Source organism: Priestia megaterium (assembly GCF_046599315.1).
Lineage (GTDB): Bacteria > Bacillota > Bacilli > Bacillales > Bacillaceae_H > Priestia > Priestia megaterium_F.
Genome location: NZ_JBKIKC010000001.1, coordinates 23,364 through 46,421 on the forward strand (window position 1 = coordinate 23,364; position 23,058 = coordinate 46,421).

Below are 23,058 nucleotides of genomic sequence, written 5' to 3' on the forward strand. Positions count from 1 at the left end.
CATTGATATAGAAATTTATTCCGTCGTTACGGGAGGAGAAAACATGGTTCTTACATCACCAATCGGTCGCCTGCGTTTAGTAGGAATTCTAGAAGGAATTTCATTTTTACTTTTGCTTGGTATTGCTATGCCGTTAAAATATGCAGCTGGTATACCTGAAGCTGTATCAGTTATAGGCGCAGCACATGGTGCACTTTTTGTGCTGTATGCCTTTGCAGTCGTTCATGTAAAATTCGCGCATAAATGGTCAATCGGCCGCTCGTTGTTTGCATTTCTCATGTCAATTATTCCATTTGGTCCTTTTATTTTAGAGCGCCAGCTGAAAAAAGAACAGTAAAAGAAAAGAACGTCATGGACATCATGTTTCCATGACGTTCTTTTTCCTTACTGTTCCGTACTGTTTTCACTAAAATGGTCAATCGTTTTCCACCACTTCAGTGAGTGAGGTTTTAATAACATTCCAATTTCTTCCGGGCTAATTTGCTGATCTATAATCATTTCATGCATTGCTTGAAAAAGTCCCGTTGTAACAGCTTCCTTCACGTCAGATTCACCTTCTATATACAGCTGTTCGATCGCTTCAAATACATCCGGTTCACGTTCGAGCTGGCCGTTATATTCGAGAGAAATTAAATGACCCGCAACTCGGCTTAATTCATGCTGCAGCTCTTCTTTATCGTTAAGATCAACTTCTTCTCTTGGCTCAAAAGACGGGCAAGCTTCTTTTAGTAATGGAATAACATTTTGTTTTGTAATCATATCTAAATTCCCTGCCTTTATATGTGTGACAAATTCTCTATTCTTTACCCTTTTCTCTTTTTCTATAAACTTGTTTCACAAAACTTTTCCGTTTTCTAAAACTACTTCTCCTTTTTTCACCACGCTGTCAATATGATTTAAGCCGTACTGATATTGAAGCGTTCGGTAGCTAGAGACATTAAAAATCGCTAAATCAGCTTGTTTCCCGGCTTCAATACTCCCAATCTTATCTCCTTGATTAATAGCATAGGCTGCGTTAATGGTTGTGGCTATAAGCACTTCTTCAGGGCTCATGTTCATATTCATACATGCCAGGTTCATTATAAATTGCTGTGAAGTCGTTGGAGATGAACCTGGATTGCAGTCTGTAGACAGAGTGACCGGAACGCCTAAATCAATCATTTTTCTAGCATCTGGCCACTTCATTCCAACAAACAAGGAATTTCCGGGTAAAAGTGTGGCTACTATCCGTTGTTCAGCCAGTTTCTTTAACCCTTCATCAGAAGCATATAAAAGATAATCTGCTGATATCGCTCCTACCTCTGCTGCAAGCTCCGCTCCTTTGCAGTATTCAAACGGATCGGCATGTAGTTTAGGAATCATGCCATGTCTTTTCCCGGCTTCGAGTATTTCTTGACATTGTTTAAATGAAAAAACATTTGGAAGACATACAGCATCATTAAATGCTGCGAGCTTGTAAGAAGAAATTTGAGGAATCATTTCGTGAATGAGTAAATCCACGTATTTCTGCGTATCTCTTTTATAGGCAGAAGGTACGATGTGCGCTCCTAAAAAGGTACTTACTACATCCACTGCGTGCGTATCATTCAGCATTTTAGCGATTTGCAGCTGTTTTAGTTCTGTTTCTAGTTCTAAGCCATACCCGCTTTTTACTTCTACAGTTGTGACTCCGTGGGCTAGAAAAGATGTAAGACGCTCGTAGCTCTGCTGGTAGATCCGGTACGCATACTCTTCCTGTGTTTGAACGACAGTGGAGTGAATACCTCCACCTTCTTCCAATAAATCCAAGTAAGAAGTTGGCCTTTCAAAACGCCTATAAAATTCTTCTTCACGCGAGCCAGCGTACACCACGTGTGTATGAGGATCAATCAGCCCCGGAGTTACAATTTTATGAGAAGCATCAATAATCGTCACATCCCCCCTTTTCCTTTCATATTTTTGTTCTAGCTCTTTTGTTGTACCTACAGTCACAATGTGGCCATCTTCTATCCAGACTGAGCCCTTTTCAATCACCAGCAAGTTTTTCATTTCTTTTCCAGCTAAAGGACCTTTATCTCCTTTAGCCGTTACAACTTGCGAAGCATTTTTAATCCATAGCGCTTTTTTTGACATGCTTGAATTTCCCCCTCTTTTAGCGTGTACCACGTTTTGGGGCTCGTGTTTACCGTAAACTCATTTAGATTCACCTACACATTTCGCACTTCTATCTTCTTTCTTGTAGGTAGAAATTTAAAAAAGTATGGCCACGGTCTGAAAAGCGTGTTTTTAAGTCTTTAAAGCTATATAACTTATATTTTTTTCAATTATATACCCTTTTAGGCCCTTCTTATCTCCGTTTTCTTACTTTTCAAGTTTTATTTTATCTAAATATATCCTTATATACTAAATCTTTTATCACATGTATTTTATGAACATTGCAGCGAGTCCAACTCACCAGGATAAATGATAGATTTCTAGAAGGAGAACGTTTATAATATTCTTTGAAGTTTTACTTTTAGAAAGATTCACTAATGGAGGAAGAAATATGATTGTCAACTATAAAAACCAAGCAACCGGTCATCGTATGAATAACGGCTGGAATCTTTTCTATGCGTCAAACTTAACGATGTGGCGCAAAGATGAAAAGTATTTGCTTTTAGATGAAAACCAAGATGTAGTGATGATCTTTGGCTTTAAAAAAGACGAAATCATTCTAGATAAATTGCAAACGTGGGGCTACACATTTGGTGTCCATCCAGAGAAAAAACAAATTTCCTGCTTGCAGCGTCAAGAAGAAATTGGTGAATAAAAAGAGGGCTGAAGAAATTCAGCCTTCTTTTTTATTAATGAGTTTGTTGAAACATAGCACTTAGCTGTTTTTTTTCAGACGATTTTACAACATAATACCATGTACCATCTACCATTTGTCCTTCTCCTTTTACCGTTACCGTTTCGAATTCAGGCCGCCCATTCTTAATTACGTTATACATCGTAAATGCATCGCTGACATCAATATTCGTTCGAATATGCTTCTTTGCAAGCGTGAGAAGGATTGGAATATTTTTTACCGTTGACATGCTCATTCCTTTATCTAATAGGGCTTCCACTACTTGGCGCTGGCGATTATTTCTTCCTAAATCTCCTTTGGGATCTTCGTGTCTCATCCGCACATAGGCAAGAGCTTTTTCACCGTTCAATGCATTTTCTCCTTCTGGAAAAATAAATGAGTTAAACACAAAAGGAAATGGGTTATGAACGTTCACTCCTCCAAGTTCATCTACTACATCTTTAAACCCCTCCATATTTACTTTTACATAATAATCGACGTCGATATCTAAGAAGTTCTCAACCGTGCGTACGGTTAAAGGAATGCCGCCGTATCGATAAGCATGATTAATTTTCTCATCCGTTCCTTTTCCATCAATGTGTACGCGCGTATCTCTAGGAATTGGCATGACTTTTGCTTTGTTATGAGTTTTATCTAAGTTGACCACCATTAATACATCTGAGCGACCCGTATCGCCTGGCCTTTCATCCACGCCCATAACCAGTACATTAAACGAGTGAGACTGCTCTTTAGCAGATGTTTGCTGTTGATAGATGATTCCAAATACTGCGGTGCCTAAAAGCAAGATACATGCTGCTAAGATGCCTGCTTTGTATTTTTTCATTCATACGGTCTCCTTTTCACATCACTTACTCTCTATATGCCTTAATGAATGAAATTTTATACCCTCTTGGGGAAATTAAGCATACATCAAAAAAGCCCGCTTGTTCAGAAGCTGGCTTTTCACTAGTAGCTTTATTCAGCTTGATTTTTGATGGACATCACGCTGTGCCCATTCACTTTCTAACATGCTCATTTCAATTAAGCTCCAGTACTGTCCATCTACAAGACGGACATCCCGAAGAAGACCTTCGCGTGTAAAGCCAATTCGTTCATAGGACTGAATCGCTCGCTCGTTAAAATCAAATACCCCAAGCGAAATTCGGTGAAGACCCAGTTCTTCAAAACCGAAAGCTAGCACTTTTTCAAACATATGCGAGCAAAGCCCTTTTCCTCTATACTTTTCATCAAGAAGCACTCGGCCGATTCTTCCTGTTTTATGACAATAATCAATATGAGCTAGAGAAATATGCCCAATAAGCTGCTCGTTTTCATCTATGACGGAAAAAGCATAGGTAGAAGCACCGTCTTCATTTGCATATCGAATGTAGCGCTTTAACTGTCTAGGAGTAAGTGGAAAAGAAAAGCTAGAGCCGCTCCATTGCACCATAAATGACTCAGAGGGAATCCACTCCATTAGCTGTTTAAAATCTTTTTTGGAGAACGGTCGTAGAGCTATCACATAATTCTCCCCCTTAATTTATTTCTGATTTTTCTAAATATTTTACATTTATCATAATAAACTGTCAACTACTTATGTAAAAAAAAGCCATCATTTCGATGACTTATAGCTGTAATGCTTTTCTAAGAAGAGTTATATCGTGAGTAAATTCAAAAAAATACGTTCTATTTTCATTATCAAATACCATCATAATAGGCTTTTGATTTGGCGCAAGAACAAAAATAACTTCACTTGCCAGCGTGTTGACGGACCTATTTTCAATTTTTATAGCTGGATCAAGAGGCACTTTAACAAGATATCCTTTTTTTGGAATCGGACTTACCTTTTTATATAAACCAGTAATGGACGCAATACTTTTTTCAGCTTCTTTTTGAACACTTGGAGGTTTGAGCGTTGAACGAACGACTTTGCCCGTTTCAATTTGAAATACCTCTACTTTTGGCTGTTCGGCACTTACTGCTTGTGGAAAAATAAAAGCAGCGAATACGATGCATACAGCAACCCATTTTCGTATCATTTCTAGCACCTCTTTCCATTGTGGATGAGATGGAGATAAGAATGGTCGTCTCTTCTTATACTATGACCTATTTTTATGTATTTATTTCACTAAATGACTCCCTATACTTCCATGTTTTTGTCATGTTCTCATAACTTCCTCTATACACTACTAATAAGGACACGCAGTATGAGGTGATAAGATGTCATGGTTTGAAGCATTTATTTTGGGAATCATTCAGGGACTTACAGAATTTTTGCCGATAAGCAGTACGGGGCATTTGTATTTAGGTCGTCATTTGTTTGGCTTAGACGATGCAGGGTTATATTTAGATACGATGCTGCATATGGGAACTCTGCTTGCTGTTTTTGTGTTTTATAAGCGTGAGCTATGGCATATTATTCGCCACCCGTTTAGCAAGCTTACAGGGCTTCTAGTAATAGGAACGATCCCTGCAGTTGCTATTGGTCTTTTGTTCAAAGACTATTTTGACAGCATTTCTAAATCTGGATTAACCATTGGTTGGGAATTTCTTGCGACCGGACTGCTTTTATGGTTTGGTGATTCTGTAAAGAATGGCTATAAAAAAATGGATCATATTTCATACGGAGATGCCTTTTTTATCGGTTCGTTTCAAGCAGCTGCTATATTCCCTGCTGTATCTAGATCGGGCTTAACGATGGTAGCTGCGCTAATGCGAAAATTAGACCGTGAAACAGCGGCTTATTTTTCATTTTTATTGTCAACCCCGGCCATTTGCGGAGCGGTTTTGCTTCAGTTAAAAGATGTAGTAACAGGTGAAGTTGAGCAACTTTCTATTTTCTTTTTATTCGTCGCTACCCTTTCATCTGCTTTATTTGGTTATGTAGCAGTAAAATGGATGATCAATTATTTAAAACATCATTCATTAAAAACGTTTGCAGTTTACGTCTGGATATTAGGTGCAGTCATACTGGTTTGTCAGTTTACGGGGGTGTTTTAAGATGAAGATTAAAGTCCGGACGCTTTTTTTAGTATTGTTTTTTGCGGGTATTTTAGTCGTGACAAGCTATGTTGATAACAATTCCCAGCAGTCGTTTAACAGCTTATCTCACCTTTCACTTGATGGAGGGGCTGTTGAAACCTCTGCGGATGAAGACGAAGCGGAACAGCTAAATATGTCGGTCAAAGAAGTTCATGTTAAAACGGAAAAAAGAGGCGGATACCGAATTGAAGTGTACGAACAAGTGAATATCTACAGGGACGACAAAGGAAAAATAGTAAAAAAAGTTCCAACCGGAGAGTATCAAACATTGAAATATAAGCTGAATGAAAAAAAATAAACCACTTACCGAAGTAAGTGGTTTTATTTTTAATGGTTAAAGTGAGCTGCAAGAATCCACAGTGTACCAACCACGATACAAAGTGCAATAAAGAAACTGTAAAGAATGTTGGCAACCTGTACTTTACCATTTTCACTTTCAGTCATGTGCATGAACATTACTAGCTGCATTGCTGCTTGTAATAACGCTAGGATCATGATAAGAGTCATCGTAATGCTTCTTGATAGATCAGCTAACATTACTAAACCAAGCGCTGCAAATGTTAAGGCTAGTGAAAGGATAAGCCCAAATACATGACTAAGCGGAAATCCTGCTTTTTGGCCTTGTTTATTTTCCATGTCTTATCCCACCAATCCGTTCAAGTATACAAGCGTGAAGATGAAGATCCATACAACATCAAGGAAATGCCAGTATAACCCAATAATAAATACTTTACGAGCAGTAACTGGTGTTAATCCTCGTCTTACTAACTGAATAATAATACTAATTGCCCAGAATACACCAACTGTTACGTGAAGACCGTGCGTTCCAAGTAGTGTAAAGAACCCTGATAAGAAGGCGCTTGTTTGCATTGTTGCACCTTCGTGAACTGCGTACATATAAAACTCACGAATTTCGTAGAAAAGGAATCCTCCACCAAGGACAAGCGTAATAACAAACCAGACTAAAAGTCCTTTTAAATCATTGTTACGCATTTTAAAGATGGCAATTCCCATCGTGAAACTACTGAATAGTAATAGTAATGTTTCAATCATAAAATCTTTAACAACGAACAGTTCTTCTGCAGTAGGGCCACCCGCTGTACGCGTATGGTACGTTAAGTACGTTACGAACAGCGTAGAGAACAACGCGATCTCGGCACCTAAGAAAATCCAGAATCCAAGGATATTCAGGCGACTTTGTTCTTCTTGGTATTCTAACGGCAATGATTTATCTAAATGCCCTGCCATTATTTGTCACCCCCTGTAATTCCTTCAACCTTCTTAATTTCATCTACTTTTACATAGAAGCCCGGATCATAATCAAATGAACGAGCAAGCATACAAGCAAAAATACCTGCTAAGCCGAAGATAGCCAGTGGCATCCATTCAAATACTAAGCCAAATCCACCGATAAACCAGAAAATACCTGAGATAAACGGCACACCAGAGTTGCTTGGTAAGTGAATTGGTTTTAAGTCTTCTGCTTTAATTTCTGTTTCATTACGTTTTTTCATGTGCCAGAATGCATCCATTTCTTTTACATGAGGAATTACTGCAAAGTTGTAAGCTTGAACTGGTGATTTAGTCCACCACTCAAGTGTACGACCATCCCAAGGATCGTTTGCAGTGTCGCGTTTGTTTTTCCATGCACTGTATAATAAGTTAACTACTAATACGAAGAAGCCAAGACCCATTAAGAATGCACCGATTGTTGAAACTAAGTTTAATCCGTTCCAGCCAAGGTTGTCTGCATAAGTTTGCATACGACGAGTCATACCGTCTAGACCTAGGAAGAATTGAGGGAAGAAACATACGTTAAATCCAACAACAAAAATCCAGAATGAAATTTTTCCTAATTTTTCGTTCAGCGTGTGACCGAAAATTTTTGGATACCAGTAGTATAAACCTGCGAAACAGCCAAACACTGTACCAGAGATTAATACATAGTGGAAGTGAGCAATTAGGAAGTAACTGTTATGATATTGATAATCGGCTGATGCCATCGCAAGCATAACCCCTGTTACCCCACCGATTACGAAGTTTGGAATAAACGCTAATGACCAAAGCATCGCAGTCGTAAATTTGATACGGCCTTTATACATTGTAAAGAGCCAGTTAAAGATTTTAACTCCGGTTGGTACGGCGATTAACATCGTTGTAATTGAGAAGAACGAGTTAACTGACGGTGAGTTACCCATTGTAAAGAAGTGATGCACCCATACAATGTAACTTAAGAACGCGATACCGACCATTGATACTACCATTGCTTTATAACCGAATAAGTTCTTACGAGAATGTGTACTGATAACTTCTGAGAAGACACCGAATACCGGTAAAATAACGATATATACTTCAGGGTGACCCCAAATCCAGAATAAGTTAGCCCACATCATTGGAAGACCGCCGTTAGCCATTGTAAAGAAGGCTGTTCCGAATACACGGTCAAGTGTCATAAGTGCAAGCGCTACTGTTAATACAGGGAACGCGAAAATAATAATAATTGATGTGATGAAGATTGACCAAGTAAACATTGGCATTTTCATCATTGTCATGCCAGGGGCACGCATTTTTAAGATTGTTACAAAGAAGTTGATACCAGTCATTAATGTACCAGCACCAGCAATCTGTAGTGAAACGGCATAGAAGTTGTTTGCAATGCCTTCACTAAATTCTTTACCTGCAAGCGGGAAATAACTTGTCCAACCTGCATCAGGAGCTCCCCCGATTACGAAAGAAAGGTTAAATAGCATTGCTCCCATAAAGAATGTCCAGAAACTAATTGCGTTTAAGAACGGATATGCTACGTCACGCGCACCAATTTGTAGTGGTACGATTACGTTCATTAGTCCGATAATAAACGGCATTGCCATGAATAAGATCATGATAACACCGTGAGCCGTGAAGACTCCGTTGTAGTGATGTTCATCTAAAATGTTCATGCCCGGGAATGCAAGCTGCATACGCATCATGATTCCATCAATTCCGCCGCGGAAAAGCATTAATACAGCTGAAAGGATGTACATGACACCGAGTCTTTTATGGTCAACTGTTGTTAACCATTCTGTCCATAACCATTTCCATTTCTTGAAATATGTTAAGACAAAAACGATACCGATGACCGTCATAGCGATCGCTGCATCAGCAGCGTAAATCATAGGTTCGCCAGTGACGAAAAATTCATCTAGCTTCATTATGTCTTCCCCCAATCATTGCGTTATTTAGTGTAATAAATGAATGTTATTCATGATTTGAGTGATCCATGTTTTCCATTTCTTCATTACTTGTTTTTTCGTCTTCTTTCATCTTGCTGTGGTCATGTCCTGTACCACGTTCCAGCTCTTTGCCAGGAATGTATACATCTTTTGCATGGTCAACCCATTTTAAATGTGTACCATTGTAAGTTTGACGTCCAACAACGCCTGGGCTTAGGATTTGATCATATTTCTTTTCAGTCAATTTACCAGCTGTGCTTTTTACATCACTAACCCACTCTTTGAAGTCTTTGTCCGTTTGAGCTTGAACTTCGAACTGCATTTGAGTGAAATGTTCACCAGAGAAGTTAGCACTACGTCCGAGATAAGAACCAGGCTTATCAGCTTCTAAGTATAATGGCATTGACATATTGTTCATCGAATATTTTTGTCCACCAAGTTCTGGTACCCAGAATGAGTTCATAGGTCCTTGAGATGTTAACTCAAATTTCACTGGCGTATCAGCTGGAATGTTTACATAGTTAACCGTTTCAATATTTTGTTCCGGATAACTGAAAATCCATTTCCAGTTTGCAGATGTAACGTGAATTACGATTGGATCTTTATCCTTAGATTCTGCCGGTACTTCTTCTGCAGAATAGATCGCTTTAACAGTTGGCACTGCTAATAGAATTAAGATGATGATTGGGAACGCCGTCCAAATAACCTCCATCTTTAAGTTACCTTCTTGCTCAGGTGGCTCATAGTCCATGTTTTCAGGTTTTTCACGATATTTGACAAGAACAAATATAAAAATAGCAAATACGACAACAACCACGATCAACATCATCCACATAGACCAAATGATTAAATCAGATTGCGTTTTTGCAACAGGACCTTGCGGGTTCAATACAGCAAGCTTTGAACAACCGCTCAAAAATACTAGTGAAAGCGCAGATAGTAAACCTACTAGCTTCCAAAATCCTTTTTTTGGTTTCACTTAAAACTCTCCTTTCTAACAACACATGATGCGAAGCCTATATTGATGAACATTCAAAATGCGCTATCTTTCGTGAGATAACGACATTTTTATACAGACTCTCTTTCCCCTTATTTGTAGGCCACTACTATTGTAATACAAAATGACATTTTTTTCGTCCCTTTTGTTTTATTTTTTATATTAAAAATATTCTAATATAGTGACTGTACCAATGGGGTTAGAGTGCTTCAACCTTGCGATATTCTATCACATAATTTGGTATGAATAAATGTAAATAAAAGGATTAAGCTCCCATTTCTTAACTATTTCTTTAGGAATAACTGCAAAATCGGCTTTGTATCTTTGCTCCAACATTGATATATCAATAAACATCGACATAATTGAATATTTTGTGACAAATTTTCAAAGAAAATGTGACGTTCTGTATGAAAATTATTTTACCCGTTAAATCACTATTATTTTGTAGCAAATATTTGATTTTTTTGCTTAAAATTCTTTCTCTCGAAAATATGAACAAAACGTGAATTTTTTCAAGAAGGCTTTTTATTAATGAAAAAAGCTGCGTGTTATTCACGCAGCTCTTGATCCATAAATTCTTTAACCGTAATGTCATCCCCCGCTCTATCTAACAGCGTTGTCGTTGCTGGAAACGGATGTTTAATATGACTCGGTATTTTTTCATACAGCACAAAATAATCACTTTTTGGAACTGCGGCATCAATTGTATATGTATCGTGCACCAAAGCTGCCTTTACCCGCTCAATTTGTTTACTTCTATTGGTTCCTGTAAACAGCGCATATGTCCCTTTATTTGTATGTATGTCATCATAATCCACTAAATTACTCATTTTGGTACTGACTTCAATGCGCAGACGTTTGTTCCATCCTTGCTTCAATACGGCCATTCCTTCTTTATCACCAGGTATGGAGAATAAGGCTACATATGTATTAGAGTGATCAATCTGTTTAAAATCTTGCAGCGTAATCTTTGCTGAGCCATCAATACTTTCTTTATGCTCCCATTTTCGCAAGTGATGCTGTACACTTGCAGCATTGTTTTCAATCGGATATCGAATCATCTCATATGCAACAATTACAACCGCTATACAAATGAACAGAAATAGCAACCGCTTTATCTTTCGCACATCTATTCACCTTCCTTAGCTTACTCCCCTTTTATGTAATTGTCTAAATTATAACTTCCTATTATACCTCTGTCTATGCACTAGGAGAACTACGTTTTTTTTAACCACAAAAGCAATTTTTCAAACCTTTTGACATAAAAACACGCTAAAAGACTCAGTATCTGTTGAACCAAAAGAAACCGATTGCTACTCCCCTTCTCGTCTTCACGACAAAAAAACGATACCTACTTTGAAATGGGTATCGTTTAGCTTATATGTTACAGCTTTAATTTAAGGATTTTTTGCTGTTCTTTTTGTTACACGCATCTTTCCGCACACATGTATCCTTTGACTTGATATCCATGTTTTTTTAGCTGCCGAATGCTTAAATTTCGGGAAATACTGTCAGGAACAATTACCACCACTTCTTTATACGGAATTTCTGCATGCTGTCTCTTTAAATAAGGAAGTGGAATATGGATTGCTTTTTGACAGGGGTTTTGTTTCATTTCATGAAAATGACGAACATCTACATACGAGATTGTGCTAGAAGCACAGTCCACCGTTGTCACTTTCTTTATTCCTTGCACCGGTACATAGCGTTTATAAAAACTGTAACAAATTAATAAAAACAAAATACCTATGCTCATATATAGTATCGCCATGTTTTCCTCCCAAATAATTTCTATACCCCTGTATGTATACTATATGAAAAAGAAAGAATCAACACAGAAGTACTTTATTTCATTTTTCCCTGCAAGAAAAATGGTTTTTTTACACTTTATTATGAAACCACAATAAAGTGATGAAATCAATCATTATTTATTTTGATTTTTCAAAAGATTTAAATACTAGTAAACAGATCGTTTTTTCTTATTATAATGAAGAAACGCAAATTTTTATTTTTATTTCCCCTTCTTCTTTACCTTCAAAACTAGGATTAGCTTCTGAGTAATACATTAGAACCAATGTTGCAAAAACATTAGAAAAATGATTCTAAAAACTAAATGTGCAAGATAGGATAGTATGAGCACACGAAGGGAGAGATATGATGTTTGATTTGTACTATGTTGTATTATTTACAGATCAAGGTGAGGTAGCAGGCACCTGCCCCATCTATATAAGTCCCGAAGAAGATGTTGAAAAAGAACTGTTAAAAAATATTACCTTGCATAAACAAAGGCTGCAGTCAAAAAAAGAAAAGATTTTTTACTTTGACCAGGATAAAGAGGATATGACGGATTTATCAGATCGCTATGCACACATCCTTTCATTTAATAATAACGACAGCCAAATTACAAAATGGCTGGAAGAAGCACATGAAAAGTTGTACAAAACCGGTGAACTTTTTGTTGAGAGTGGTTATTTTCAGCGTGCTTTTATGCATTATATTAATCAAAAAAGCAATGTTTTAGAGAATTACTCGTACGAAGTTGGTGAGAAATCAGTAAAGTTCATATATCAAGCAAGAGACTATATTGTAATTGGATCAGAAAAATACGAGTTAACTTAATACAAAAAAGGAAAGCTTCAGTTTCAGAAGCTTTCCTTTTTTAATCAATCGCCATCAAGGGTTGCCCGACAATTATTATGAGATAAAGATGCACTTTGTGCTTGATGCTGCTTTTGCTCCCTCTGCATTGTCATATCTGTTTGTTTCGCTCTTCCTTTAGCGGGATGTTTAGTTTCATTTCCTTGCTTTGATGTCATATCCATTCCCCTTTCTAGTGGGTATAGTATGTGAACATACTCCACGCGCCATGAGAGGAAATGACATGAAAAAGTCGTACTTACTGTGAGGAAGCTTTCTGTCTAAAGCCTTTTTTTCTTTTATCACTGAACCCACATGAAAGGATATTCTCTATTTTAAACGTTCGTTTCTCGTTTCTTAATAAGCACCAAGCTTTTATGCTCTCAGGACAAATTTTATACACAAGAATAGATCGCTGTGTCAAACATCCTTTATCGTCCATATAAATAATTTCAACAGGTCGTTTTAAAGAGTAGCTTTCTTGAAGTAACTGTCGCATAGAATTCGCTCCTTTAATTTTCATTTTATCGAACACATGTTCTTTTTTCAACTGTTTTAAACTGAGTAATTTTTAAGACTTCTCACCTTAAAATGGGAAAGTAATAGGAGAAATCATAAAAATCATACAAATATTAGGTAATTGTGATATGGTAAAAGAGATTACTTAAGTTGGGAGAGGTGCATGCTGGAAAGTAACATACTTAAATGGATTCCCGTTCCTTACTTTCAATTAAATCAAGAAGGTGAAATCCTTCATTTTTATTATTCAATCGATTAAAACAATAATCAAGTGAACATGGTCTGCGCCATATTCGATTATTCCTCTTAATTTCAGAAGTCATAAAGAGGCTACCTATAACGGGGGCTTTTTGTCTTTGTCCGCATTAAAAGTTATTCTCCTTCCACACACCATTTAGTACAAAGCACATACACTAATAGGCATACTTTGCATCTTTATTCTTCCTATACGTATGTTTTGCTCTAAAATAAAATTCCGAATAATCAATAAATGTTTGAACATTTTTGAGAATTGACATATATTATAAACAAACAATCATTTGAATGTTTGAATGAAGGAGGAAATCATGCCAAAAGACCGCTGTGATATTTATTGTTTTAATGAAGAAAAGGTGAATCGTATTAAGCCTTCTATCGATGTTGAAGCTGTTCAAGGTGTTTCTACCCTGTTCAAAGCTTTAGGAGATGAAACAAGACTTAAAATCGTCTTGGCTCTGTATAAAGGCGAGGAATTGTGTGTATGTGATGTAGCCAATATTGTAGGATCTACTGTTGCGACTGCTTCTCATCACTTAAGAATGCTACGAAATATAGGAATTGCCAATTATCGCAAAGAAGGAAAGTTAGCTTTTTATTCTTTAAGGGATGCACATATTAAACAAGTAATTGATATTATGTTTGCTGAAAAAGAAGACGTAACCATTTAAGTTTTTCTTACCATATAGGGAGTGGAACAAAATGAAACACGAAGATAAAAAACATCATCAGCATACCGGAAGCTGCTGCAGCGCATCTTCTTCACTGGAAATTGAAAGTAAGGCCTGCTGCTCCTCTTCCTCCGAAGCCGCCTCTACTGAAGAGCCTTCTTCCTGCGGCACAAAGAGTCAAGAACACAGTCACAGCTGCTGTTCAGATACAATTGCTTTAACAGCTAACAAAAGCCAGGATTCTTGCTGCGGCGACCACGATATAGTAACCAGTGATAGTGGCATAGAAGAAACGGCCGAATACCGCGTGTATGGAATGGATTGCCCTTCCTGCGCTGCTACGATTGAAAAAAGTTTAAAAACGTTAAATGATATTCAGCATGTAACTCTTAACTACAATACAGGAAAGCTTCAAGTGGCGGCGGCAAGTGAGTCAGCATTGTCACGTATCCCAAACTCAGTAGAAAAACTAGGGTTTAGTATTGAGCCTCTTCAATCAAATAAGAAAATGAAAACATATCTGATTGATGGAATGGACTGCGCCGCTTGTGCAAACACGATTGTGAATCATTTAAAAACCGTTCCTGCTGTCAAAGACGTACGCGTTAACTTCTCAACGGGAAAAGCACAAATTGAGCACGATAATGAAGCCGATGACATTATTAAAGAAGTATCTAAAGCCGGCTATACCGCCACTTTAGTCACCAGCAGCAGGCAGTCTGTTGAGTCTCGGCATCATAAAGGAAAAAATGGAGTGATTGTTTTTTCGGGTATTCTCATCGCATTAGGTTTTATTGGTTCTCATACAGGAATTGTTTCTTATATGACCACTGTACTGTATGCTATTGCCATGATTGTTAGCGGATATAAACCGGCGAAAAGTGCTTATTACGGAATTAAAAGCCGTTCTTTAGACATGAATGTTTTAATGACTGTTGCAGCACTGGGAGCAGCTGTGATTGGCGAATGGCTTGAAGGTGCTACGGTTGTTTGGCTATTTGCTTTAGGTGTAGCTCTACAAACAAGGTCAATTGAACAAACAAGAAACTCGATACGAGGTTTAATGGATTTAGCTCCTTCTGAAGCATGGGTGAAAGAAAACGATCAGCTGATTAAAAAAGCAGCGGAAGATATTTCAATCGGCAGCACGATTGTTGTAAAGCCAGGAGATCGAATTCCGTTAGATGGCGAAATTATAAATGGTGAATCCAGTATCAACCAAGCTTCTATTACAGGTGAATCTATTCCAGTTGATAAAGTAATTGGTGATGCTGTCTATGCCGGCACAATTAACGAAAGCGGATCTTTAGAAATTAAAGTAACAAAGCTAGTCGAAGATACGACGATTTCTAAAATCATTCATTTAGTAGAAGAGGCACAAGAGAAGAAAGCCCCTACTCAAGCATTTGTCGATAAATTTGCGACCATTTATACACCTATTGTCTTTATTTTAGCTTTATTCATTATGGTGGTCCCTCCCCTGTTTGATGGTGCATGGAGTGAGTGGTTCTACAAGGGACTTGAATTATTAGTTGTAGCTTGTCCATGTGCGCTAGTCATTTCTACTCCCGTCGCCATTGTATCTGCAATTGGAAATGCTGCGAAAAACGGCGTACTAATTAAAGGCGGTACGTTTTTAGAAAAAGCAGGTGCAATCAATGCGATTGCTTTTGATAAAACAGGAACGCTGACAGAAGGCAAACCAGCCGTTTCAGAAGTTGTTTCCCTTGCTGCTGAAGAAAGCCAGCTTTTAGCGATAACAAAAACGCTTGAAGACTATTCGAATCATCCCATTGCCCGCGCTATCGTGGATTATACAACGGAGAAAAAAGTCCGTTCTTTACAAGGATCAAATTTTAAAATCCTTACAGGAAAAGGCGTGCAAGCAACAATTCAAGAAACGGTTTATTACGCAGGCAATCCAAAATTATTCTCAGATTTAGGAACACCTCTATCCCACTGCTGGTCTCATATTGAAAAGCTTCAAAATGAGGGTAAAACGATTATTATTGTCGGAACAGCTAAAAGTATTCTAGGTATTCTTGGCGTAGCTGATACTATCAGGCGTACTACCGTATCTGCTTTAGACAGCCTCAAACAAAACGGAATGCAGCAAATTGTGATGTTAACCGGAGATAATGAAGGAACAGCTAAAATGATTGCCTCTCAGTCCGGAGTAGACCGCTACTTTGCCGATTTGCTGCCTGAAGACAAAGTAAAGGCCATACAGCAGCTTCAACATGAAGGGTATCAAACAGCTATGGTTGGGGATGGGATTAACGATGCCCCTGCCTTGGCCACTGCTGATCTTGGTATTGCAATGGGCGGTGCTGGTACGGATACAGCCATGGAAACAGCTGATATTGTCCTGATGGCAGACAATTTAGAAAAGCTTCCTCATACAATGAAGCTCAGCCGCAAAGCATTAGCTGTCATCAAACAAAACATTTGGTTTTCTATTATTGTTAAGGTCATTGCCTTAGCCTTTATCTTCCCAGGATGGCTTACTTTGTGGATTGCCGTCTTAAGCGATACAGGAGCGGCACTACTTGTTATTTTAAACAGTCTTCGCTTACTTAAAATGAAAAAATAAATGTAATCAATAAGCTTTCCATCATGTGTTGGAAAGCTTATTTACTAGGAGGGTTTGCGTGAATAATCGCTGGAATCAATTTATTTATAAGTGTTGGGCCCCTTTTTATGACGTGTTTTTTAATAACGGAATGTTCTATCGAGCCAGAAAAAAAGTCTTTCAAGATGTTTACTTTACATCTGAACAGCGTATTTTATTTGTAGGTGTTGGAACAGGTGCAGATTTAGCTTTTATTCCTCACGAAAATGTAAACGTAACGGCAATCGACTATTCCAGTGAAATGCTTCAAAAAGCAAAAGAGAAATACAAAAATTCATCTATAACCTTTCACCAAATGGATGCCCAGCAGCTAACCTTTGACTCCCTTTCATTTGATGCTGTTGTAGCAAGCTTGGTCCTGAGCGTAGTACCAGACGCTGAGCAGGCTTTAAAAGAAATGACAAGAGTAGTAAAACCTAAGGGAACTATCCTTATTTTTGATAAATTCGAAACCAAAAAGAAATCAGCGGCTTTTCCTAAAAAAATATTCCGTCCTTTCGTAAAATTGCTAGGAACGGATATTGGCCTCTCTTTTGAACATGTGTTTGAAGCAAGTCGGGCTCATCTTATTTTGAAGGAAAATTCAAGCGTCATGTTGAAAGGTATGTATCGGAAAATTATTTTACAGAAAGTCGAGGAATGACTTCCAAGGCCACTTATGTCTTTTTAACATGATTAATGTACATAGCATTGTCTATCTTTAACTGAAGAAAGGATGAAAATGTTGATAACGAAATCAAGGTTCATAACGATTGTCCTTGCGACAAGCATGATATCGGGATGCGGAAACGAAAGTAAAGAAAGTGCAGGCAGCGAAAATACAGAAACAACACAACACGAAGAGCACCAGCAGCACACATTAGCTGATAAACGAGAAGAAACGGAAAGTAGTGACACTCTCCCCTCTTTTCTTATTGACAAGCCAGAAGATATGCAGCTTATTTATGCAGCTGCTGCTAAGCATCAAGCCCTACTAGAAAACATCCCTTGCTACTGCGGGTGTGGAAAAGAAGCTAAACATCAAAACAACTATGACTGTTTTATCTTTGAAAACAAAGAAAACGGCTCGGTGACGTGGGACGATCATGGAACAAAATGCGGCGTCTGTTTAGAAATAGCGGCTCAAGCTGTAGTAGACTACAACAAAGGCAAAAGCATAGAAGACATTCGTCAAGAAATTGATGATAAATATAAGGAAGGGTATGCCAAGCCCACTCCTACGCCCGAGGTATGATGCTTCAGCATAAAAATCAGTAAAAGACTTTGGTTTCTTTATCCAAAGTCTTTTACTGATTTTATTATCGTTTTGTGAAATCTCGTTTAACTTCACCTTTTTAAGTTATTATAAAACACCATAATTTAAAAATAACATATTTGAACGTTTATTTATTGAGTTCTCAGGGAATATGCTTTCTAAACCCAATTATAACCATGAGAGGAGAAAAAAACTATGAGTAATTCTGTAGAAACAAATCATTCAGCAAAAGTTGAAGGAGCAATTAATTCTATGAGCGAAGAGAAAAAAGAGGATATTCTCTCTAGCTTCGAAGGATTTAAAAGTTATCTAGGGGACAAGGTCTCAAAAGGTGAAAAGTTAGGGATGAACGAAGAACAGCTGGCTAAAACAGCTCAGAAAGTAGCTGACTATCTTGCTAAGCATGAAGAGCCGCGCAACCGAGAGGAAAATCTGCTTCACGAACTATGGAAAGTTGGAAACGAAGAACAGCAGCATCACCTTGCCCATATGCTTGTAAGATTGGTCCAATAAGAAAAAAGAATGGCAAATAAAAAAAGATGACACGCTGCTGTGTCATCTTTTTTTATTTGCGGGTATTAAACAGTGGGAATGATAATTTGCTGTCCAATTTGTAATTTTGTCGGGTCGACTCCTGGGTTTGCATCCTGTAGCTGCTGAACGGTAATATTATACTTCTTTGCAATGCTGTAGAACGTATCTCCTTCTTGTACAGTATACGTAGTGACGGGAAGAACAATTTGCTGTCCAATTTGCAGTTTCGTCGGATCGACGCCTGGATTTGCATCCTGCAGTTCCTGAACAGTCATATTATACTTCTTTGCAATGCTATAGAACGTATCTCCAGATTGAATGGTATAGAATGTAACTTGATTAGACGGTAATTTTAAATACGCAGCAATTCCACGCGCGTGCGCTTCTCCTACCTCACGAAGGAACGTAGCATTTTTTAATTTTTCAGCGTCGGCTGTTGTATCGATAAACAAGTTTTCGGTTAAAACAGCAGGCATATTTGTTTCACGCAGTACCGCGTAATTAGCCGTTTTTAAACCGCGATCTGCAATGGTTCCAAATTTGCGCATGATCGTTAAAATCTCAGTGTGAAGCTCTTTTTGTAAAAGAGAAGATTGACTCCCCTCTTCTGATGGATAGCGGTACGTTTCAAACCCAGTACCTCCGCCAGCGTTAATGTGCATAGAAACAAAAATATCCGCTCCCCATGTATTAGCGCGGTTCGCTCGATCTGATAAGGAAACGAACACGTCTGTTGAACGAGTTACTTGAACCTCTACTGAATAGTTATGTTCTAAATATGCCCGCGCATGTAATACAAGCTGGAGCGTAATATCTTTTTCACGCAAATTATTTCCTAAAGCCCCTGAATCTGTACCGCCGTGTCCTGCATCTAGCCATACTTTTTTCATTTGAACCTTTCCCTTCAACCATAATATGAAAGAACCTGCAAGTAACATCTGCCTTTCCTGATGTTTGATCTCTCATTCTATATATATATGTAATCGGACAAGAAGGGTTCGTCCTCTTAACATTTCGAGAACATTAACTCAAAAAACTAGATTCTACCTGCTGCCCTCCGCTGTTTTTAAAGCACAAAAAGCCGCTTTTTTATAAGCGACTTAATGGAGATAAAAAGCAGGTTCACTGGCGTGTCTACTGCTATTTTTCACTGAAAGCAATTTTTAAGCCAATAAGCGTAAAGATAGAACCTTGCACGAGGTTAAGTCGCTTAGACAGCGCCGGAGATTTTCGCAAAAAATCCCCTACTTTCCCTGCAAAAAGACTAATTAATGTAAAAATAATCAGGGCTTGAACTAAAAATACAGCTCCATAAACAAGCATTTGCTGTGTGGCGTGTCCAGTTGAATGATTAACAAACTGAGGTAAAAGAGCAAGAAAAAAAAGTGAAACTTTTGGGTTTAGTAGGTTCATAATTACCCCTTTTTTATATAATACTTTGTGCATAACAGCTTCTTTATTTTCAAGAGCGAGAGCAGAATCTTTGGCTGTAAACGTTTTATAAGCCAGAAATAATAAATAAGCTGCCCCAGCATACTTGACAATAGCAAACGCTAAAGCCGATTGATAAATAATAGCCGATAGACCCAAGGTGGCCGCAGCTATATGACCAAGCAAACCAGTACAAAGCCCTAATGAAGTTGAGATCCCTGCATATTTACCGTTTGATATACTTTGTGCCAAGACAAATAAGTTATCAGGACCAGGCATAACAGTAAGCAAAGCGGCTACACCTAAAAAAGAGATGATTGATACGATATCCATAAGTCGTTCTCCCCTTGCATGATTTTGCCCACCATTATAGCATTTTTTTACTACCTATTATTCAAAAAAATACAATGTATGCCTAAAAAAGCAGCCTGATGTATTCAGACTGCTTTTTTACTACTTATTTAATTTGTTTGTCTATAACGGGCTCTTTAGCCGAGGCAGCCTGCATTTTTGCTGCTTTCATTTCATTATTGACATCGATTGCCTCTTTTAAATACTCTGTTTTGTATCCACTTTTAAGTGCCCAAGCATAAAAGAAAAGTGCAACAACTGAAATAATACCCATATCCCAACCGTATTTGATAATATTGAGTCCCCCGAACTTTTCACTTCCTATCCACGAGATTGTCATCATACATAATAAGTAGACAATCATCCAAACGCCAGCTCGGAAGTTTTGAGCAAAGCCTTTCCATTTTGATTTTGCTTGATAATAAAAATAAATTGGTAACCCAATTAAAATGATAAATAATACCTGTCCAGTTAACGGCCATCTTGCCCAGTAAAGAGTAAGTGAAGCAAAAATAAAGCCAAGAGGTGCAATTACCTTTAACCCTTTTATACGTAAAGGTCTATAAAGCTCCGTCCCGGTTTTTCTTAAGGTCATAGCCGTAATAGGACCGGTAAGATACGAAATTAATGTAGCTACAGAGATAATTTCGGCTAATATTCCCCAGCCTCTAAATAAAAATAAAAAAATGAATGAGACAAACAAATTAAAGAACATTGCTTGACGCGGAACTCCGTAAAGCGGATGAACTCTTCCTAGTATATTCGGCAAGTATTTATTTTTCTCCATGCCATAAATCATGCGTGAAGTTGTAGCTGTATACGTAATCCCTGTTCCTGATGGTGATACAAAAGCATCCGCATATAAAACAATAACAAGCCAGTTAATATTTAATGCAATCGCTAAATCGGCAAACGGCGAATTAAAGTTAAGATGACTCCACCCTTTTACAATTTCTGAAGGATTTACCGCTCCAATAAACGCAATTTGAAGCAAAACATAGATCACGGTTGCAATTAAAATGGAGCCTACTACTGCAATCGGAATAGATCGTCCCGGATTTTTCGCTTCTCCAGCCATATTAATGGGGCTTTGAAAACCATTAAAAGCAAACACAATCCCAGAAGTAGCAACGGCTGTCAAAACGCTTGCCCATCCATTTGGAGCAACGCCTCCTGCAGAGGAGAAATTTCCTCCGTGAAATCCTCCAAATAAAAGAGCACCAATTGTAAGACCTGGAATCACAATCTTAAAAACGGTAATAAGTGAATTAGCTTTCGAAAATAAGCCTACGGTCCAATAATTTAAAAGAAAATAAACGATTAATAGTCCTGTAGCAATAGCTAAGCCTTTTCCAGTAAGTATCCCGTTCTCTACTAAACTGCCTGTCCATCCCGCCCACTCCCACGGCCATGAACTCATATACTGAACAGAGGCAACCGCTTCAACAGGAATAACCGATACGATTGCAATCCAGTTTGCCCAAGCAGCAATAAAGCCAAGAAATGAGCCGTGCGAGTATTGCGTATACTTAACCATACCTCCTGCTTCTGGAAACATAGACCCTAGTTCACTGTAAGAAAGAGCTATAAATAAAATAACAATCATTCCAATAATCCAAGAAGCAATTGCTGCAGGTCCTGCAATTTGAGCAGCTCTCCATGCTCCAAACAGCCATCCGGATCCAATAATAGACCCAAGACCTACCATCATGAGAGAAAAAGTTCCCATTTTTCTATGTAAGTTATTCATGTATCTAACACCTTTCTTCTATATTTTCTGAGAAGTGAGTTATTAAGCGCTTTCATTAAATAGAAAAAATATAATCTGTTTCAAACTCTAAAAATCCCGCTTAAAAATAATGACCAAAAATTTTTACATCCATTAACGTATCTACCTCCTTCATTTATTATTTGTTATTATATCATCATCAAGGTAAAAAGTACGCGTTTTGAATAAAAAATATTTAGTTTTTTTAGAATTTCTCGTGTATTCATAAATAGAAGTACGCATTTCGAATACTACGGCTAAGAAAACCGGCCTTTCCATTAAAGGATATACACGCTATCTTGTGGTAAATGTCAGAAAAAAAGCAAGCTAAAATGATGTAGCTCATTTCAGCTTGCTTTTTTGAGTTATTTCACAATAGCCAATACCGTTTCTTTAAAGCTTTTATACACATATGACCAAAGAGCGGGTTCCTCTTTATATCTTGTTCGCAAAGCTCCAAAGACTTCTTTTTGTTTTTCTTCAAACGAAGGATCTTCTTTTGAAGGCAGCGTGGCACGAAGCTCATCAACGATTTGCTGAACTTCGGGAGCACGAGGACCCCATTTTCCGAGTAAATCCCCTTCGTTATTAAAAATTAAAATAATCGGAATAGCACGTCCGCCGTTTGTTAAGTGGCGATCAATTAATTCTGTATCCGCATCTCGCAGTGCAACGCGCATGTCAATGCCTGCAGTTTCAGCTACTTTACGAATGATTGGGTTAATCATCATCGCATCTCCACACCAATCTTCAGTGATCGCTAAGAAGTGAAGCTGATGAGTCTTTAATATGTCCGCTAGTCCATCTTTGGGAAGTTGAAATTGTTCATACACAGCCAAACTTTCCTCTTTTAATGTACTCATGTCGTTCATATATGTTTGAATTGATTTTCCTTCTTCAAAATACTGCTGTTCTGTTTTCATAGAAATCCCTCTTTCTTTTTTGTAT

Annotated in this window: 27 protein-coding genes; 10 read left to right on the forward strand and 17 right to left on the reverse strand. The window is 37.9% G+C overall.

Features of this window, described 5'->3' with window-relative positions; genetic code table 11:
- Positions 1–43 precede the first annotated feature (43 nt).
- The gene (locus tag ACLHDF_RS00140) at positions 44–337 is read left to right on the forward strand and encodes a DUF3817 domain-containing protein (protein WP_413917050.1); all 294 of its coding nucleotides are present in this window, start codon (positions 44–46) and stop codon (positions 335–337) included.
- Between the two features lie 47 nt (positions 338–384).
- Here the strand turns inward: ACLHDF_RS00140 and ACLHDF_RS00145 are convergent, their stop codons facing one another.
- Entirely contained in the window at positions 385–759 is a 375-nt protein-coding gene (locus tag ACLHDF_RS00145; protein ID WP_413917051.1) for a hypothetical protein, read from the reverse strand.
- A 75-nt stretch (positions 760–834) separates the two neighbouring features.
- Positions 835–2,112, reverse strand: coding sequence for an imidazolonepropionase (hutI, locus tag ACLHDF_RS00150; protein ID WP_413917052.1), 1,278 nt, complete (start codon positions 2,110–2,112; stop codon positions 835–837).
- Positions 2,113–2,524: 412 nt separating this feature from the next.
- Between hutI and ACLHDF_RS00155 the strand changes: the two genes are divergently transcribed.
- Entirely contained in the window at positions 2,525–2,788 is a 264-nt protein-coding gene (locus tag ACLHDF_RS00155; protein ID WP_013057818.1) for a hypothetical protein, read from the forward strand.
- A 34-nt stretch (positions 2,789–2,822) separates the two neighbouring features.
- On the opposite strand, the gene ACLHDF_RS00160 is transcribed toward ACLHDF_RS00155, so the two are convergent.
- The 3 genes from ACLHDF_RS00160 to ACLHDF_RS00170 all read right to left on the reverse strand — a co-directional run bounded on the left by ACLHDF_RS00160 (position 2,823) and on the right by ACLHDF_RS00170 (position 4,845).
- Positions 2,823–3,650 (reverse strand): LCP family protein, encoded by an 828-nt coding sequence (locus tag ACLHDF_RS00160; RefSeq protein ID WP_413917053.1) that lies wholly within the window; start codon positions 3,648–3,650, stop codon positions 2,823–2,825.
- 135 nt (positions 3,651–3,785) lie between these two features.
- Entirely contained in the window at positions 3,786–4,328 is a 543-nt protein-coding gene (locus tag ACLHDF_RS00165; RefSeq protein WP_413917054.1) for a GNAT family N-acetyltransferase, read from the reverse strand.
- Positions 4,329–4,431: 103 nt separating this feature from the next.
- Entirely contained in the window at positions 4,432–4,845 is a 414-nt protein-coding gene (locus tag ACLHDF_RS00170; RefSeq protein WP_413917055.1) for a hypothetical protein, read from the reverse strand.
- 181 nt (positions 4,846–5,026) lie between these two features.
- On the opposite strand from ACLHDF_RS00170, the gene ACLHDF_RS00175 reads away from it, so the two are divergent.
- Together ACLHDF_RS00175 and ACLHDF_RS00180 are read left to right on the forward strand one after the other, a co-directional pair.
- Positions 5,027–5,806: an undecaprenyl-diphosphate phosphatase gene (locus ACLHDF_RS00175; protein ID WP_413917056.1), complete on the forward strand. Its 780-nt coding sequence runs from the start codon at positions 5,027–5,029 to the stop codon at positions 5,804–5,806.
- 1 nt (position 5,807) lies between these two features.
- The gene (locus ACLHDF_RS00180; RefSeq protein ID WP_413917057.1) at positions 5,808–6,146 is read left to right on the forward strand and encodes a hypothetical protein; all 339 of its coding nucleotides are present in this window, start codon (positions 5,808–5,810) and stop codon (positions 6,144–6,146) included.
- Positions 6,147–6,175: 29 nt separating this feature from the next.
- On the opposite strand, the gene qoxD is transcribed toward ACLHDF_RS00180, so the two are convergent.
- The 6 genes from qoxD to ACLHDF_RS00210 form a co-directional block, all read right to left on the reverse strand.
- Positions 6,176–6,484 carry a cytochrome aa3 quinol oxidase subunit IV gene (gene qoxD / locus ACLHDF_RS00185; protein WP_413917058.1) on the reverse strand — a complete coding sequence of 103 codons (309 nt, stop codon included), beginning with the start codon at positions 6,482–6,484 and terminating at the stop codon, positions 6,176–6,178.
- Positions 6,485–6,487: 3 nt separating this feature from the next.
- Positions 6,488–7,096 carry a cytochrome aa3 quinol oxidase subunit III gene (gene qoxC / locus ACLHDF_RS00190; protein WP_013057825.1) on the reverse strand — a complete coding sequence of 203 codons (609 nt, stop codon included), beginning with the start codon at positions 7,094–7,096 and terminating at the stop codon, positions 6,488–6,490.
- Positions 7,096–9,039, reverse strand: a complete 1,944-nt coding sequence (qoxB, locus tag ACLHDF_RS00195; protein ID WP_413917059.1) for a cytochrome aa3 quinol oxidase subunit I — start codon at positions 9,037–9,039, stop codon at positions 7,096–7,098. The genes qoxC and qoxB overlap by 1 nt, the downstream gene beginning before the upstream one ends.
- A 46-nt stretch (positions 9,040–9,085) precedes the next feature.
- Positions 9,086–10,039, reverse strand: a complete 954-nt coding sequence (gene qoxA, locus ACLHDF_RS00200) for a cytochrome aa3 quinol oxidase subunit II (RefSeq protein ID WP_413917060.1) — start codon at positions 10,037–10,039, stop codon at positions 9,086–9,088.
- A 566-nt stretch (positions 10,040–10,605) separates the two neighbouring features.
- A complete protein-coding gene (locus tag ACLHDF_RS00205; protein WP_413917061.1) occupies positions 10,606–11,184 on the reverse strand; it encodes a hypothetical protein in 579 nt (192 codons plus the stop codon).
- Positions 11,185–11,480: 296 nt separating this feature from the next.
- Entirely contained in the window at positions 11,481–11,828 is a 348-nt protein-coding gene (locus tag ACLHDF_RS00210) for a rhodanese-like domain-containing protein (protein ID WP_413917062.1), read from the reverse strand.
- A 386-nt stretch (positions 11,829–12,214) separates the two neighbouring features.
- Here ACLHDF_RS00210 and ACLHDF_RS00215 point away from each other — a divergent pair, with 386 nt between their 5' ends.
- On the forward strand, positions 12,215–12,676 hold the full coding sequence (locus ACLHDF_RS00215; RefSeq protein WP_413917063.1) for a hypothetical protein: 462 nt from the start codon (positions 12,215–12,217) through the stop codon (positions 12,674–12,676).
- 44 nt (positions 12,677–12,720) lie between these two features.
- On the opposite strand, the gene ACLHDF_RS00220 is transcribed toward ACLHDF_RS00215, so the two are convergent.
- Positions 12,721–12,873 (reverse strand): hypothetical protein, encoded by a 153-nt coding sequence (locus tag ACLHDF_RS00220; RefSeq protein ID WP_413917064.1) that lies wholly within the window; start codon positions 12,871–12,873, stop codon positions 12,721–12,723.
- 80 nt (positions 12,874–12,953) lie between these two features.
- On the reverse strand, positions 12,954–13,193 hold the full coding sequence (locus ACLHDF_RS00225; RefSeq protein ID WP_413917065.1) for a hypothetical protein: 240 nt from the start codon (positions 13,191–13,193) through the stop codon (positions 12,954–12,956).
- 586 nt (positions 13,194–13,779) lie between these two features.
- On the opposite strand from ACLHDF_RS00225, the gene ACLHDF_RS00230 reads away from it, so the two are divergent.
- The 5 genes from ACLHDF_RS00230 to ACLHDF_RS00250 all read left to right on the forward strand — a co-directional run bounded on the left by ACLHDF_RS00230 (position 13,780) and on the right by ACLHDF_RS00250 (position 18,539).
- Complete coding sequence (locus ACLHDF_RS00230; protein WP_413917066.1) at positions 13,780–14,139, forward strand: ArsR/SmtB family transcription factor; 360 nt, start codon at positions 13,780–13,782, stop codon at positions 14,137–14,139.
- 31 nt (positions 14,140–14,170) lie between these two features.
- On the forward strand, positions 14,171–16,732 hold the full coding sequence (locus tag ACLHDF_RS00235; protein ID WP_413917067.1) for a heavy metal translocating P-type ATPase: 2,562 nt from the start codon (positions 14,171–14,173) through the stop codon (positions 16,730–16,732).
- 58 nt (positions 16,733–16,790) lie between these two features.
- A complete protein-coding gene (locus ACLHDF_RS00240; protein WP_413917068.1) occupies positions 16,791–17,414 on the forward strand; it encodes a class I SAM-dependent methyltransferase in 624 nt (207 codons plus the stop codon).
- A gap of 84 nt (positions 17,415–17,498) precedes the next feature.
- Entirely contained in the window at positions 17,499–18,005 is a 507-nt protein-coding gene (locus ACLHDF_RS00245; RefSeq protein WP_413918236.1) for a PCYCGC motif-containing (lipo)protein, read from the forward strand.
- Positions 18,006–18,221: 216 nt separating this feature from the next.
- Complete coding sequence (locus tag ACLHDF_RS00250; RefSeq protein WP_014459329.1) at positions 18,222–18,539, forward strand: DUF3243 domain-containing protein; 318 nt, start codon at positions 18,222–18,224, stop codon at positions 18,537–18,539.
- Positions 18,540–18,604: 65 nt separating this feature from the next.
- Here ACLHDF_RS00250 and ACLHDF_RS00255 read toward each other — a convergent pair whose 3' ends face one another.
- The 4 genes from ACLHDF_RS00255 to ACLHDF_RS00270 form a co-directional block, all read right to left on the reverse strand.
- Positions 18,605–19,450 carry an N-acetylmuramoyl-L-alanine amidase gene (locus ACLHDF_RS00255; RefSeq protein WP_413917069.1) on the reverse strand — a complete coding sequence of 282 codons (846 nt, stop codon included), beginning with the start codon at positions 19,448–19,450 and terminating at the stop codon, positions 18,605–18,607.
- Positions 19,451–19,700: 250 nt separating this feature from the next.
- Positions 19,701–20,324: a LysE family translocator gene (locus ACLHDF_RS00260; protein ID WP_413917070.1), complete on the reverse strand. Its 624-nt coding sequence runs from the start codon at positions 20,322–20,324 to the stop codon at positions 19,701–19,703.
- A gap of 124 nt (positions 20,325–20,448) precedes the next feature.
- Positions 20,449–22,092 carry an APC family permease gene (locus tag ACLHDF_RS00265; RefSeq protein WP_413917071.1) on the reverse strand — a complete coding sequence of 548 codons (1,644 nt, stop codon included), beginning with the start codon at positions 22,090–22,092 and terminating at the stop codon, positions 20,449–20,451.
- A gap of 383 nt (positions 22,093–22,475) precedes the next feature.
- On the reverse strand, positions 22,476–23,033 hold the full coding sequence (locus ACLHDF_RS00270) for a thioredoxin family protein (protein ID WP_413917072.1): 558 nt from the start codon (positions 23,031–23,033) through the stop codon (positions 22,476–22,478).
- Positions 23,034–23,058: the final 25 nt, after the last annotated feature.